Raw genomic sequence first — 14599 nt, 5'->3', positions numbered from 1 at the left:
GTCTCTTCCACCCGTGGCGGCCGGGACCGCGCGATGCGTCCGGTGCCTGCGGGCCGACGCCCCGGGATCTGGCCTGATCCGTATTGACGGGTACGCCGCAGTTGGTAGGGAGTACTCCCCTCCGTGTGGAAAACAGTACCCGAATCACCAAGGAAAGGTAAAGGGGTTGGTAAAAGAAAGCACAAATCCGCTGGTCAGGAGACTTTACCTGCGCTTGATACAACCGCTGGAAGCGTCAGCGGTTCCAGGAGCGGCGGGCTTCCGCGACCTGCGTGAGCACCTGGTCGAGCACCTGACTCCCCGATGGGACAAGCCCTGGGTCGTACGTCCAGGCATGCCCGACCCAGGGGTCGGCGAGGTGGTCGTCGGGCACCGGGGTGAGTCGCAGCAGCGATCGCCAGAGCGGGTCGAGCAGCGGCCCATAGGCCTCGGCGTCCTCCCGGTCGGCCACCATCATCAGGTGGACGCCGACAGCCGGCCCCTCGTCGGCGAGATAGCGAAGCTGGGTCACGGCACGGTCGTCGAAGCCGTGCGGGAAGTCGTTGACGATCAACAGCTGTTCGGCGGTGTCGAGGTCCGGGGGCAGTGAGTCGGCCACTCCGCCGCGCACCGCCATCCCCACCAGGTCGACACGCTGGGTGAGGCGGGCCAGGACGTCGGCCACCCCCGCCGCGCCGACGGCGGGCGCGCTGTCGAGCACCCCGGACCGCACCAGCGGCGCGAGAGACGAGGCAGCCGAACCTGCCGGATCTATGACGTGCACGGTGAACTCACCCGCCGGATGGATGGCGAGCAGGCGCCCTGCATGCGACACCGCCGTGTCCACGGCGAGGCGACGGAGTTCGTCGGAGTCGGCGAGTGAGTCGCTGAGGCCGGCGCGACCGCTGTCGATCCACAGGCCGCGCTCCAGCGGCAGCCGGACCAGCATCGGAATGCCCAGACTGCCGCTCTCGGGGAGTCGGAGGTCGCCCAGACGCACAGCCATCGGGACCTCCATGGGCACCCGATAGCCGTGCCAGACCGGATTGTCCCAGCGCGCGAACGCCGCGGGCAGCGCAGGCTCGACGACATCGGACTCGGCACGGAGCTGCGCGAGGTCCCGGTCGAGGGCAGCCCGTGCCTGGTCGACCAGCTGGGCTTGCTTGGCCTGAGCCGCCTCGCGCGCGGCGTCGCCCTGCCCGCCGATCCGGCTGCGCGGGTCGGACAGGACCTTGTCGAGTTCCTGCTCCATACGCGAGTCGGCGAAATCGACGGCGCTGCGATAGGCGGCGGTGGTGCGGGCCAGGTCCTCGAACATCCCCCACACCTGGTTGTAGAGCCGCTCCTCCATGGACCAGCCGGTCGCGTCGCCCGCGACGGGCAGTGCGGGCTGCCCGGGCGGAGTCGGGGGTGCGGTCGGCGGGGGCGGGGGCGGCGCCGCGTTCTGCCGACCGGGGTGGCTGTAGTCGACCGGACCGCCGGCGCCGGCCGCGGACGCCTGCGTGGCGGCAGAGGGGTCGGCCTGCGTCGGGGCCGCGGGGTAGTCCGTCTGCGGCGCTGTGGCGCCCTGCGCGCCGGACGCGTCGTAAGGGGACTGCGGCGATACGTTCCCGGGAGTGCCCTGGGGCGGTGCCGCGTACGGCTGGTCCCCTCCCGTCGCCGAGGTGGCCGTCTGTCGTGAGCGGTCCGCGTCGGGCGTACGGGCCGGGGGCGGGGCCACCGAGCGGGCCAGGCCCTGGGCCACCGCCTCGTTGATGCTGCTCGCGAGCTGCTGCGCTTCGGGCAGGCCCTGGTCGGTGAGGAGTTCGGCGAGACCGCCCGCGTATCCCTGACCGACCGCACGGACCTTCCACACGCCCTGTCTGCGGTAGAGCTCCAGGGCGACGACGGCCGACTCGGCATCCAGACCGGTGATGGTGTAGCTGGCGACCTCGGAGCCGTCGAGGCCGGTGACCGCGACGAAGGGGGCGGCGACGGCTCCGAACCGGACCGGGCCGCCGACCCCGGACGGCAACGCGAGCAGCACACTCACCCGGTGCACGGCCTCCGACAGGGCGTCCAGGTCGAAGGCGAGGCGATGGTCGGCCGCGGCCTGCCGGGAGACCTCGAGTCCGGGCAGGGTGGGTGCGCCGGGGTGGGCCACCCACTCGACACCGCGGACCCTGCCCTGCTCGTCGCTGAGCGTGGCCCCGGCCACGATCGGCTTCCCTGCCGAAACGCGGACCTCAAGACGGACCTGGGAGAGCGGGTGGTTCTGCCCCCGGACCAGCTCGGCCGTCATCGCCGTGTCCCCCTACGTCGCTTCGTGTGCCGCTCGCCGGACTGCCTACAGCTGCGGCAGGATCGCGGGCATCAGGTCCTGGAACGTGCGCCCGTTGGCAGGCGTGCCGATGGCCGTCATCTGCCAACCCGCGCCCGCCCGGTGCACCTTCGCCATGATCTGGGCCGTGTACTGCCCACCGCCTGCCAGCGTGTAGCGGGCGAGCTCCTGTCCGTTGGTCTCGTCGACCAGCCGGCAGAACGCGTTCTGCACCTCTTGGAACGTCTGGCCGGTGAAGGAGTTCACGGTGAAGACGATCTGGTCGATGTGGACCGGGATGCGCTGCAGGTCGACGAGGATCGACTCGTCGTCGCCGCCCTGGCCCGCACCGCCGACGAGGTTGTCACCGGTGTGCCGCACGGAGCCGTCGTCGCTGACGAGGTGGCGGAAGAACACCACGTCGACGGGCTGCTTGTCGGCGAACAGCACGGCGGAGGCGTCGAGGTCGATCTCCCGGGTGCGCGAGCCGAACAGGCCGCGCCTGGGGGCCGCCTGCCAGCCGAGCCCCATCCGCACCGCGGTGAGGGTCCCCCCGTCCTTCTTCTGCAGACTGATGGCCTGACCCTTGGTCAGGTTGACGCCAGGCCCACCGGGCGTGCTGCCCTTGGATACGTCGACCACGCGCTGATCCCCTCTCAAAGTCCCCTGTTTCCGCGGAGTCCGCGGATGACCAGAACCCTACGCAGCGGCACTGACAGTGCCGAACCCTGGGGCGCACTTTGTGTCGGTCTTGCAACACAGTGCGTACAGGAGGACGTCGGCACCGGCAGATGCGTGTCAGGCGAGTCCTCCCTCCTTCATCTGCCGCAGCTCCTTCTTCATCTCGGAGACCTCGTCCCGCAGCCGGGCCGCGATCTCGAACTGGAGGTCGGCAGCGGCGGCGCGCATCCGCGCCGTCATCTCCTCGATCTGCCCGGCGAGTTCGGCCGCGGGGCGGTCGGTCGGAACCGTCTCCTTGCTCTTGCCCTTGGCGGACCTGGCCGCCTTGCCACCTAGCGCGGGCACCGGGGTCTTGCCGCCCTTGCCGTCATTCCCCTTGCGGTAGCCCGAGCCGAGCAGCTGCTCCGTGTCGACGTCCTCGCGGGCGATCTGGGCCACGATGTCGTTGATCTTCTTGCGGAGAGGCTGCGGGTCGATGCCCCTCTCCTTGTTGTAGGCGACCTGCTTCTCCCGGCGGCGGTTGGTCTCGTCGATGGCCTTCTCCATCGCCGGGGTGATCTTGTCGGCGTACATATGGACCTGCCCGGAGACATTGCGTGCCGCGCGGCCGATGGTCTGGATGAGGGAGGTGCCCGATCGCAGGAACCCCTCCTTGTCGGCGTCGAGGATCGACACCAGGGAGACCTCGGGCAGGTCGAGGCCCTCACGGAGGAGGTTGATGCCGACCAGGACGTCGTACTCACCCGCGCGCAGCTCCCGCAGCAGTTCGACGCGGCGCAGGGTGTCGACGTCGCTGTGCAGATAACGCACCTGGATGCCGAGCTCCAGGAAGTAGTCGGTGAGGTCCTCGGCCATCTTCTTGGTGAGGGTGGTGACCAGGACACGCTCGTCCTTCTCGGTGCGCTTGCGGATCTCGTGCACCAGGTCGTCGATCTGGCCCTCGGTGGGCTTGACGACGACCTCGGGGTCGATGAGGCCGGTGGGGCGGATGATCTGCTCGACGAAGCCGTCGCCCCGGGAGAGTTCGTACTTCCCCGGGGTCGCCGACAGATAGACGGTCTGCCCGATGCGCTTCTGGAACTCCTCCCACTTCAGGGGACGGTTGTCCAGCGCGGAGGGCAGCCGGAAGCCGTGGTCCACGAGGGTGCGCTTGCGGGAGGCGTCGCCCTCGTACATGGCGCCGATCTGCGGGACCGTGACGTGCGACTCGTCGAGGACGAGCAGGAAGTCGTCCGGGAAATAGTCGATCAGTGTGTTCGGTGCGGAGCCGGGCTCGCGGCCGTCGAAGTGCATCGAGTAGTTCTCGACGCCGGAGCAGGAGCCGATCTGGCGGAGCATCTCCAGGTCGTACGTCGTGCGCATGCGCAGGCGCTGAGCCTCCAGGAGCTTGCTCTGCTTCTCCAGCTCGGACAGGCGCTCGCCCAACTCCTTCTCGATGTCGTTGGCGGCACGCTCCAGTCGCTCGGGGCCCGCGATGTAGTGGGACGCCGGGAAGATGTGCAGCGAGGTGTCGTCGCTGATGACCTCGCCGGTGAGCGGGTGGAGAGTGGAGAGGGCCTCGATCTCGTCGCCGAACATCTCGATGCGGACAGCCAGCTCCTCGTAGACCGGGAAGATCTCGATGGTGTCGCCGCGGACCCGGAAGGTGCCTCGCGCGAAGGCCACGTCGTTGCGCGTGTACTGGATGTCCACGAAGCGGCGCAGCAGGTCGTCCCGGTCGATCTCGTCGCCGACCTTGAGCTGGACCATCCGGTCCACGTACTCCTGGGGAGTACCGAGGCCGTAGATGCAGGAGACCGAGGCGACCACGATGACGTCACGGCGAGTGAGCAGCGAGTTGGTCGCGGAGTGGCGCAGACGCTCCACCTCCTCGTTGACCGAGGAGTCCTTCTCGATGTAGGTGTCCGACTGCGGGACGTAGGCCTCGGGCTGGTAGTAGTCGTAGTACGAGACGAAGTACTCGACGGCGTTGTTCGGCAGCAGCTCGCGGAACTCGTTGGCCAGCTGGGCGGCCAGGGTCTTGTTCGGCGCCATGACGAGCGTGGGGCGCTGGAGCTTCTCGATCATCCACGCGGTGGTGGCGGACTTGCCGGTGCCGGTCGCGCCCAGCAGGACGACATCCTTCTCACCTGCGCGGATGCGCTTTTCCAGCTCGGCGATGGCCGCAGGCTGGTCACCGCTCGGCTGGTAGGAGCTGACGACCTCGAAGGGCGCCACCGAACGTTCGATCTTGGATACGGGCCGCATGGAATCAACCGTACGACCCCGCACTGACAACGGGGCAGGATCACCAGCTCTGCCGGGTGCGGGACCTGCGCCTTCCACGGTCGTGGCCCGAGTGGAGCCGCGGACGGTGTCCGGGGTGCGGGACGGCCGGGTGGGCGGGGACGCCCGGCCTGTTCTCCACGGGTTTCCGGTCGGGCTTCCCCATCACCATCAGCGGGTCGAACATCACGACGACACCCGCCAGGCAGAGGAAGACCATCGGTCCGATCAGCATGGGTGCGAGCAGGGCGGCGGGCGAGTCCCCGGCGGGGGTGCCGGACGCGTTGTGCAGATGGACGCTGAGGGCGGCCATGCCCGTGTAGTGCATACCGCTGACGGCGAGCCCCATGACGAGGCTGGCGCCCACGCTCCAGAGGAACCCGCGGACCTGTCCCGCGGCCCACAGGGCGGAGGTGGCGGCGACGACGGCTATGACGACGGAAGCGGAGACGGTGAGCGTGTTGTACTCGAGGTTCCCGTTGACGCGCAAGCCGGCCATGCCCAGGTAGTGCATCGAGGCGACTCCCAGGCCGGTGATGGTGCCCCCGGTGAAGAGCGCCGTTCCGGTGGCTCCCCGGTAGCCGACGATGAAGATCCCGACGCCGACCATCACGATGGCCACGCCCAGGCTCGCGAACGTCAGCGGCTTGTCGTAGCGGACCGGGGTCTCCTCGATCGTGAACCCCATCATCGCGATGAAGTGCATGGTCCATATGCCCGAGCCGATCGCGGCCGAGCCGAGTGCGAGCCAGCCCGCGCGCCAGGAGTGGGCGACAAGCATCGATCTGGTGGCGCAGCGCAGCCCCAGCGCTCCCCCCAGGCAGGCCATGAGAAAAGCCACCACAGGTGTGACGAATCCGTAGCTGAAGTCGTCGACCGTGCCCTGCATACGTGGCTGTCCTTCCCGCCCTGTTGCGTCCGGAAATCCCCGGATTGCCCCCACCCTCGGGACCGCGAGAACGGTCAGGGTTGAGGCAGAGAGTATGACTCCCACCAGAACGGTCGAACGGTTTTCCCGCAAAGAATTACGGCCCCGCCCCACTTGTGCGGCGCCGGTGTGCGGACTTGGGCAACTCCGTTCATTTTGTGGTTGTCCTGCACCTCTCCACGCCGCGGGCGTTGAACAACGCGAGGACAGCCCAGCAGGGCGTCAGTCAGTGGTGGAGCCACGACCACCGGAACCCGGCTACGAGTATCAATGTCAGTGGTGCGCCGTACGGTGGAACGCATGAACAGCCACGGGCAGTACGAGCAGCAGGTCGTGTGGGTGGTCGTCGGCACGGACATCGGTCCGCTGCTGCTGGCGGCGACGCACGACGGCCTGGTGAACGTCGTGTTCCACGCCACGGACGCGGTGCGCGACAAGGCGCTCGACCGGCTCGCGTCACGTCTGGGCAGCGAGCCCGTCGAGGCACCCGACTCCCCGCTCCTGGCCGAGGCGATACGTCAGATGACGGCCTACTTCGCCGGTGAGCTGCGCGACTTCGAGCTGCCGCTGGACTGGTCGCTGATCTCCGGGTTCAACCGCCAGGTGCTGCGCGAGCTGGCGTCCGGCGTTTCGTACGGCGCGGTCGTGGGCTACGGCGACCTGGCCGGGCGAGTCGGCCAGCCGCGCGCGGCACAGGCCGTGGGCGTGGCCATGGGCTCGAACCCGCTGCCGGTCGTCGTGCCGTGCCACCGGGTCGTCGAGAGTAACGGCGGCATAGGCGGCTTCGGCGGCGGGCTGGAGACCAAGCGGAAGCTCCTCGCGCTGGAAGGAGTGCTTCCGGAGCCGCTGTTCTGATCACCCGCTGTCTCCGGAGCCGCTGTTCTGATCACCCGCTGTCTCCGGAGCCGCTCTCGTGACCGCCCAGTGCCTCCGGAGCCGCCGTTCTGGCCATCCAATGTTTTCAGAGCCCCTTCTCTGACCGCCCGATGCTTCCGCGTCCGCTGTTCTGGCCACTCTCGGTGAGCCGCCGCGTGACTCATCGATGAGACGCGCTCCGGCTCCTCGGGGTGTCGCCTCCGCCAGATCGCAACGGGCCGGCCGGCATCCCTTCTGGCCGGTCGTCCAGGCCGGCGCTCTGCTCGGTCTCGGCGCCCCGAGGCGCGGGCGACGCGAGCCGCCGAGCAGGCCGTCAGAGGCCGATCTGGTAGGCCTTGCGGAGCGTCTCGTGGACCGTCCAGGTCGTGCGGTCGCCCTCGCGCAGGATCGCCGCGTCGCCGGGACCCACGTCGATGACGTCGCCGCCCTCGACCTCGATCGTGGCGCGTCCGCTGACGACGACGAAGAGCTCGTTCGCCTCCGTGTCGGTCACGACGCCGGGCGTGATCTGCCAGATGCCGCGCAGTTGCTTGCCGTCCGCCGACTCCCACAGAACCTTGCCCGTCACGACCGGGGCGCCGGAGACGATCTGAGCCGGATCCAGCGGCTCCGGTTCGAGCTCCACGTTGGGGATGTGCACGGCGAAGGAGGGCCTGGCCTGGGAGTTCGTGGTCATGAGCGGTCACCTTAAACGCATGCCGGAGCCGAGGGTGATGACGGGGTGCCCCACCTCGGAAAAGGCCCTGCCGCGGAGGGTGGCCGGAAGGCGCGGCTGGTAGCAGACTCCGCCATGCGCACAGCCGCTGGCGTCCGAAGCAACGGGGCTGAAAGGACGGCGATCAGGCATGAGCAGCGGAAACAGGGCAGTCGCGTATCTCAAGCCGGGTGCGGTGGAGGTCAGGACCATCGACCACCCGACGCTTGAACTGCAGGACGGACCAGGAGTGGCACCCGACAACATCGGCCGCACATGCCGGCACGGGGTCATCCTCAAGGTACTCGCCAGTAACATCTGCGGAAGTGACCAGCACATGGTGCGGGGTCGTACGACCGCGCCCGAAGGGCTGGTCCTCGGACACGAAATCACCGGAGAGGTACTGGAACGCGGCCCGGACGTCGAGTTCGTCGAGGTCGGGGACATCGTGTCGGTGCCGTTCAACATCGCCTGCGGGCGGTGCCGCAACTGCAAGGAGCAGAAAACCGGCATCTGCCTGAACGTCAACCCGGCCCGGCCGGGCGCCGCTTATGGGTACGTCGACATGGGCGGCTGGGTCGGCGGGCAGGCCGAGTACGCCATGGTCCCGTACGCGGACTTCAACCTGCTGCGGTTCCCCGACCGGGACCAGGCCCGGGAGAAGCTCCTCGACCTCACCATGCTGTCGGACATCTTCCCGACCGGCTTCCACGGCGCGGTCACCGCGGGCGCCGGAGCCGGTTCGACGGTGTATGTCGCCGGGGCTGGCCCGGTCGGTCTCGCCGCCGCGGCTTCGGCTCAGCTCCTTGGTGCGGCGGTCGTCATCGTCGGGGACCTCAACACCGAACGCCTCGCCCAGGCGCGGAGTTTCGGCTGCGAGACCGTCGATGTGTCACGCGGCAGCGTGGGGGACCAGATCGCGCAGATCCTCGGGGAACCCGAGGTCGACGCGGCCGTGGACGCGGTCGGTTTCGAGGCCAGGGCCCACGGCCCGAACGCCCAGGAGGCGCCCGCGACCGTCCTCAACTCGCTGATGGGCATCACGCGCGCGGGCGGCGCCCTCGGCATCCCCGGGCTGTACGTCACGGACGACCCCGGGGGGATCGACCAGGACGCCCGGACAGGGACGCTGAAGGTCCGGCTCGGCCTGGGTTGGGCGAAGAGTCACCAGTTCACCACGGGCCAGTGCCCGGTGATGCGGTACCACCGGGGGCTGATGCAGGCGATCCTCCACGAGCGGGTGCACATCGCCAAGGCGGTCAACGCCACGGTGATCAGTCTGGACGACGCACCACGCGGTTACGCCGAGTTCGACCAGGGCGCCAGCCGCAAGTACGTGCTCGATCCACATGGGGCCCTGGACGGCGTACGACCCGTCTGAGGCGCTGAAAGCCATACGTCCAGCCGGCTGACAGGGGTGCCCACGCGCGTGGGCACCCCTGTGCGTTACTCGTAGTGCCGTGCCTCGAAGACGTTTCCGTCCGGGTCGCGGAAGTAGAAGCTGCGCCTGGAGTTTCCGCGGGCGCCGAAGGAGTCGTACGAGAAGTCCGAGACCGGGACGGAGCGCTCCTTTAGACGTGCCCACAGTGCAGTGAAATCGTCCTCCTGGAGGGACACGCATACGTGGTTGACCGGGTGACCGGCACTGTCGGCTCCTCCGGGGACCATGTTCATGTGCGGCGCCATGGCGAGCGGCGCGAGGTCGAAAATGGTCTCCTCATTGAGGCGTACGGAGGGGAACGACACCTCTCCCGCAGCGAATTCGCTGACCCTCAGGGGTTCCAGGCCGACCACCTTCTCGTAGAAGCCGGCGGAGGCGACCGGATCGCGTACCCAGAGGACGACATGGTCGAGACGTGCCGAGTTGTCCGTCATGTCCTCAGGCTGGGGGTCCGCGACGCCGGTCGCAAGGGTTTGACCTGGTGTGCCGCTCGCCAGAGATGAGGAAAGACGACCGACAGGAGGCAGGCGCGTGATCGTGGTGTCCGAAGAGGTGCGAGAGGCGCTCGACGCGCGCCGGCCGGTGGTGGCCCTGGAGTCGACGATCATCGCGCACGGGCTGCCGCGCCCGCGCAATCTGCAGGTCGCTCTGGAACTGGAGGATGCCGTACGGCGGGAGGGCGCCGTTCCCGCGACGATCGCCGTGCTCGACGGGCGGCCCCTTGTCGGACTGGACAAGGAGCAGTTGGAGCGGGTCGCGAACGAGGACGGGATCCGCAAGCTGGGGCACCGCGATCTGCCCCTCGCGGTGGCGTCGGGGGCGAGCGGGGCGACGACCGTGTCCGCGACGGCGCTGCTGGCCGCCCGCGCGGGCCTACGGGTGTTCGCGACGGGCGGGCTCGGCGGGGTGCACCGGGAGTGGACGGTGACCCAGGACGAATCCGCCGATCTGGGGCTGCTGGCGCGTACCCGGATCACGGTGGTGTGCGCGGGCGTCAAGTCGATCCTGGACGTGCCCGCGACGCTGCAGCGCCTGGAGACGCTGGGCGTGGCAGTGGCCGGATACGGCACGGAACGGTTCCCCGGCTTCTATCTGTCCGACTCGGGGCATCCGGTGGAGTGGACGCTTCGGTCGCCCGGGCAGGTGGCGGATGTCATGCGCGCGCAGGACACGCTGGACGGTCCCGAGTCGGCGCTCATCGTCGCGAACCCCGTCCCCGAAGAGGAGCAGCTCGCTCCCTCGCTCCACGCGCGCGTGCTCGCCGACGCGCTGCACGCGTGCGAGGCCGAGGGCGTGGCCGGGCAGGCCGTGACTCCGTTCCTGCTCGACTATCTGGTGCGGCACACGGACGGCGCCTCGCTGAGTGCCAACCTCGCGGCGGTACGCGGCAACGTACGTCTCGCGGGGCGGATCGCCGCCGCCTGGGCCGGGGCGGCGTGAGCGGGACGGATCACGCGGCTGCCGGGCGAAACGGAAACGCGGCCACAGGGGCGCTGCTCGTCATCGGTGACGTGGTCACGGACGTCGTCGCCCAGCACCGGGGACCACTGGCGGCGGGCACCGACACCGCCGCCACGATCCGGACCCTGCCGGGCGGGGCAGGCGCCAACGTCGCCTGCTGGGCGGCGCATGCGGGCTGTACGGACGTGCGGTTGCTCGGCCGGGTGGGTGCGGACGCGGCCGGGTGGCACGAGCGTGAGCTGACGGCATCCGGCGTACGCCCGCTCCTCGTCGTCGATTCGGAGGCGCCCACGGGGACGGTCATCTGCCTGGTGGACACGGGTGCTTCGGCCGAGCGCACGTTCCTCACGGACCTCAGGTCCTCCCCTCAGCTCGAACCCGGCGACTGGTCTCCCGCGCTGCTCGACGGGGTCGCGCGGCTGCACCTGTCGGGCTACCTACTCTTCTCCGAGTCGGGCCGGGCGCTGGTGTCGGTGGCACTGGAGTCGGCACGCGCGCGTGGCGTACCGGTGAGCCTGGACCCCGCGTCGGCGGGGTTCCTCACGCATTTGGGTGTGGACCGCTTCCTTGCACTCGCGGAGGGTGTCGACATCCTGCTGCCCAGCCGGGACGAGGCCTTCCTGCTGACGGGGCTGCCCGATCCGGCGGACGCGGCGGCCAAGTTGAGCCGCCACGTCCCCCTGGTCGTCGCCAAGCAGGGCGGCGACGGAGCCCTGGTGGCCCGTTCGGGCGCCGTCCACGCCCGTGTTCCGGCATCGCCCGCCACACCCCGCGACACCACGGGCGCGGGCGATGCCTTCACCGGAGCGTTCCTCGCCGCCCTGCTCGCGGGCGCGGAGCCCGAGGAGGCCGCGGTGAAGGGGTGCGGGGCTGGGGCGACGGCGGTGGAGCGGGTCGGGGGGAGGCCGCCGACGCTCTCGTGACGGTGCCCAAGAAGGCACCCACCCGAACTCGACGCACCGACTCCCTTCCCGCGTCCAGGTCCTGTCGTCACCCTCCCGTCGTCGCCCGGAGGGCGGCCTCGCGCCCGCTGCGGCAGCAGCCTGTGTCGCAGTAGGTGCGTGCTCTCGGTGTGCCGGGCGTGGACCCTCGTACTGGACGTACTTGGGTCTGCGCCCGGTGCGGCGAGAAGGCGTGCAGCCCGTCGCGAGGCAGACGGGAATGTGACGACAGGACCTAGCCCTTGCGCCCCCACGCCGAGATCATCGGCGCCGTAGTCAGGTCCATCGACCCGGAGGCGACATTGGCCAGGTGACGGTCGATCTCCTCATGGGTGGCGAGGCCCGCGGCGACGAGCTGTTCTCTGATCTGGCGGATCGTCGCGGATTCGAGGGCGGCGCAGGCGGGCGAGGTGACGGGGAAGTACGCGTCGGCCTCCACACCGCGCAGCCCCGCCTGGCGAAGCAGACGCGGGAGCTTGCGGCCGTATCCGAGGTCGGCGCCGCGCTCCCCGAGCAGGCTGCGCAGGCCTTGGCGCAGCCGGTTCGCGAGTTGTTGCTCGGGGCCGTACTCGTCGAGGCAGAGCAGGGGCTGCAAGGCGGGATCGGCGTCCTCGACGAGGAGCCGGCCACCGGGACGCAGGGCCTTGATCATCGACCGCAACGCCTGCTCCCGGTCCGGCACATGGACCAGTACGAGCCGGGCGTGCACGAGGTCGAAGCCGTCCCCCGGCGGCTCCTCCACACCCACGTCGTGGACGCGCACCTGGATCGGCGGGCGGGCGGCGGAGGCCACCCACGACGTGTCGATGTCGGTCGCGATGACCCGTCCGGTGGGGCCGACCTTCTTGGCGAGCCAGGACACCACGGACGTGCCGCCCGCGCCGACCTCCCAGCAACGCCAGCCTGAGCCGATGCCGAAGCGTTCGAGGTGCCGGAACGTCGTGGGGTCGAAGAGAGTGGCGGAGGCGTCGAAGCGCTGCTCCGCCCCGGTCTGCCGATTGTCGAGGAGATACCCGTCGGTTCGCGTCATGGCGAGATCATCCCATTTGAGTGCCTTGTTATGAATCGTCGACGCTCCCGTTGTCGACACTCACCAGCGGTGGACATACCGGAGCGGAATGTTCCGTTCCCACAGGCTTTTCCGGCGGTCGAACCGGCCTGGCAAACTGACACACCAAGGCGCAAAGTGCGGCGCGAGGGGATCCACGCAAGGAGAGCCAGATGTCCATGGCAGGGAATCTGCGGAAGGTCACGGGCCTGGACAAGGTCAGCGGCCTCCGCAAGGTGGCGCGGCTGGCACGGCGACGCACCCGAGTCGACCTGAGCCACCCCGCCCGGTCCCCGCTGGGTTCGGCGGTAGTGAACTGCGTGGCTTATCAGGACGGCGCCAGAGTCCCCGGCGGCCGCGATCTGGTCGACACCGTGGAGCGGGTCCGCAAGAAGGACAACGGGTTCGTCTGGCTGGGGCTGCACGAGCCGACGGACCAGGAGTTCGTCGGCATCGCCGATCTCTTCGACCTGCACCCTCTGGCCGTCGAGGACGCGGTGGAAGCCCATCAGCGCCCGAAGCTCGAGCGGTACGACGAGACGCTGTTCGCCGTGTTCAAGACGGTCTGCTACGTCGAGCACAAGGAACTGACGGCGACCAGCGAGGTGGTGAACACCGGCGAGATCATGGTCTTCGTCGGGACCGACTTCGTCATCACGGTGCGGCACGGAAGGCACGGGTCGCTGGGCCCGCTGCGCGAGGAGCTGGAGGCCGATCCCCACCAGCTCTCCAAGGGCCCGGCCGCAGTGCTGCACGCGATCGCGGACCATGTGGTCGACGACTACGTGAATGTCACGGACTCGGTCCAGGCGGACATCGACCAGGTCGAGGCCGACGTCTTCGCCGAGAACGGCGCTCGGGCGGACGCGGGCCGCATCTACCAGCTCAAGCGTGAACTCCTTGAACTGAAGCGGGCCGCAGTTCCGCTCGCCCGCCCGGTCCAGGAGCTCGCCACCCGCCCGATACGGGCGATCGACCCGGAGATACAGGCCTATTTCCGCGACGTCTCCGACCATCTGTTGCGGGCCACCGAGCAGATCGCCGCCTTTGACGAGCTGCTCAACTCCATCCTGCAGGCGCACCTGGCGCAGGTCACGGTCTCGCAGAACGAGGACATGCGGAAGATCACGGCGTGGGCGGCCCTCATCGCCGTACCGACGATGGTCTGCGGGGTGTACGGCATGAACTTCGAGCACATGCCGGAACTGCACTGGACGTTCGGCTACCCGCTGGTCCTGGCCGTGATCGCCACCATCTGCCTCGTCCTGTATCGGGGGTTCCGGCGCAGCGGCTGGCTGTGAGACCTGAGGCGCCTCTCGCCCGGCCCGGCCGACCGGACGAGAGTGCGCACTCGGAAACGAACGTGCCCGCGGGAACGGGCAGATCACCGGGAGGAGGGTCGGCGCGGCGGAAACCTCGCCGGGATTTGCCGAATCGGGAGGATCGACGAGGTCAGCTCGTCGCGCTCCTCGCGTAGACGCTCTCGACCCAGGCGGCGAGTTGTTCGTCCGTCAGATGCCGGGCCAGGTCGGCCTCGCTGATCATGCCGACCAGGCGCTTGTTCTCGATCACGGGGAGCCGGCGGATCTGGTGCCCCTTCATCTCCTGGAGCACCTCGCCGACATCGGCGTTCGAGTCGATCCAGCGCGGGGTTCCCTGGGCCATCTCGCCCGCGGTGACCCGCGCCGGGTCGTGGCCCATGGCCACACAGCCGATGACGATGTCGCGGTCCGTGAGGATGCCGCAGAGCCGTTCGTTCTCGTCGCTGATGGGCAGGGCTCCTACGTGGAGCTCGCGCATCAGCTGGGCGGCGCGGTCCAGGGTCTCGTGGGCTGGAATCCACTGGGCACCACGATGCATGATGTCTCCGGCAGTGGTCATGAAGTACCTCCCGGTGCCGGACGGCCGGCGCGGTGCGGAAGGCACCGCTAGTCCCGGCGCCCTACATTCTCGCCGCGCTCCCGGAGAAACGCACCCGGAAGTTCC

13 protein-coding genes are annotated in these 14599 nt (G+C 69.4%); 5 read left to right on the top strand and 8 right to left on the bottom strand.

Features of this window, described 5'->3' with window-relative positions; translation table 11 throughout:
* Nucleotides 1–235: 235 nt before the first annotated feature.
* The 4 genes from ACFWP7_RS15855 to ACFWP7_RS15840 all read right to left on the bottom strand — a co-directional run bounded on the left by ACFWP7_RS15855 (nt 236) and on the right by ACFWP7_RS15840 (nt 6113).
* A complete protein-coding gene (locus ACFWP7_RS15855; protein ID WP_384381738.1) occupies nt 236–2260 on the bottom strand; it encodes a TerD family protein in 2025 nt (674 codons plus the stop codon).
* Between the two features lie 45 nt (nt 2261–2305).
* Nucleotides 2306–2872, bottom strand: coding sequence for a TerD family protein (locus ACFWP7_RS15850; RefSeq protein WP_365428467.1), 567 nt, complete (start codon nt 2870–2872; stop codon nt 2306–2308).
* 204 nt (nt 2873–3076) lie between these two features.
* Nucleotides 3077–5206, bottom strand: coding sequence for an excinuclease ABC subunit UvrB (gene uvrB, locus ACFWP7_RS15845; RefSeq protein WP_384381736.1), 2130 nt, complete (start codon nt 5204–5206; stop codon nt 3077–3079).
* Between the two features lie 40 nt (nt 5207–5246).
* Nucleotides 5247–6113, bottom strand: coding sequence for an MHYT domain-containing protein (locus ACFWP7_RS15840; RefSeq protein ID WP_384381734.1), 867 nt, complete (start codon nt 6111–6113; stop codon nt 5247–5249).
* A 339-nt stretch (nt 6114–6452) separates the two neighbouring features.
* On the opposite strand from ACFWP7_RS15840, the gene ACFWP7_RS15835 reads away from it, so the two are divergent.
* The gene (locus ACFWP7_RS15835; protein WP_384381732.1) at nt 6453–7007 is read left to right on the top strand and encodes a methylated-DNA--[protein]-cysteine S-methyltransferase; all 555 of its coding nucleotides are present in this window, start codon (nt 6453–6455) and stop codon (nt 7005–7007) included.
* A gap of 334 nt (nt 7008–7341) precedes the next feature.
* Here ACFWP7_RS15835 and ACFWP7_RS15830 read toward each other — a convergent pair whose 3' ends face one another.
* Complete coding sequence (locus tag ACFWP7_RS15830) at nt 7342–7704, bottom strand: cupin domain-containing protein (RefSeq protein WP_384381730.1); 363 nt, start codon at nt 7702–7704, stop codon at nt 7342–7344.
* Nucleotides 7705–7873: 169 nt separating this feature from the next.
* On the opposite strand from ACFWP7_RS15830, the gene fdhA reads away from it, so the two are divergent.
* A complete protein-coding gene (gene fdhA / locus ACFWP7_RS15825; RefSeq protein WP_384381728.1) occupies nt 7874–9103 on the top strand; it encodes a formaldehyde dehydrogenase, glutathione-independent in 1230 nt (409 codons plus the stop codon).
* 65 nt (nt 9104–9168) lie between these two features.
* Here fdhA and ACFWP7_RS15820 read toward each other — a convergent pair whose 3' ends face one another.
* On the bottom strand, nt 9169–9597 hold the full coding sequence (locus ACFWP7_RS15820; protein ID WP_384381726.1) for a VOC family protein: 429 nt from the start codon (nt 9595–9597) through the stop codon (nt 9169–9171).
* A 97-nt stretch (nt 9598–9694) separates the two neighbouring features.
* Between ACFWP7_RS15820 and ACFWP7_RS15815 the strand changes: the two genes are divergently transcribed.
* Complete coding sequence (locus tag ACFWP7_RS15815) at nt 9695–10603, top strand: pseudouridine-5'-phosphate glycosidase (RefSeq protein ID WP_384381724.1); 909 nt, start codon at nt 9695–9697, stop codon at nt 10601–10603.
* Nucleotides 10600–11547 carry a carbohydrate kinase family protein gene (locus ACFWP7_RS15810; RefSeq protein WP_384381722.1) on the top strand — a complete coding sequence of 316 codons (948 nt, stop codon included), beginning with the start codon at nt 10600–10602 and terminating at the stop codon, nt 11545–11547. The genes ACFWP7_RS15815 and ACFWP7_RS15810 overlap by 4 nt, the downstream gene beginning before the upstream one ends.
* Before the next feature lie 253 nt (nt 11548–11800).
* On the opposite strand, the gene ACFWP7_RS15805 is transcribed toward ACFWP7_RS15810, so the two are convergent.
* Complete coding sequence (locus tag ACFWP7_RS15805) at nt 11801–12595, bottom strand: class I SAM-dependent methyltransferase (protein WP_384381720.1); 795 nt, start codon at nt 12593–12595, stop codon at nt 11801–11803.
* 191 nt (nt 12596–12786) lie between these two features.
* Between ACFWP7_RS15805 and corA the strand changes: the two genes are divergently transcribed.
* Nucleotides 12787–13914, top strand: coding sequence for a magnesium/cobalt transporter CorA (gene corA / locus ACFWP7_RS15800; RefSeq protein ID WP_384381718.1), 1128 nt, complete (start codon nt 12787–12789; stop codon nt 13912–13914).
* 151 nt (nt 13915–14065) lie between these two features.
* Here the strand turns inward: corA and ACFWP7_RS15795 are convergent, their stop codons facing one another.
* Nucleotides 14066–14494, bottom strand: coding sequence for a CBS domain-containing protein (locus tag ACFWP7_RS15795; RefSeq protein WP_384381716.1), 429 nt, complete (start codon nt 14492–14494; stop codon nt 14066–14068).
* Nucleotides 14495–14599 lie beyond the last annotated feature (105 nt).

Origin of the sequence: Streptomyces sp. NPDC058470 (assembly GCF_042721055.1) — a bacterium.
GTDB lineage: Bacteria > Actinomycetota > Actinomycetes > Streptomycetales > Streptomycetaceae > Streptomyces.
Note: the sequence above shows the minus strand (reverse complement) of the source record. Positions and strands in the feature narration are given on the sequence as shown.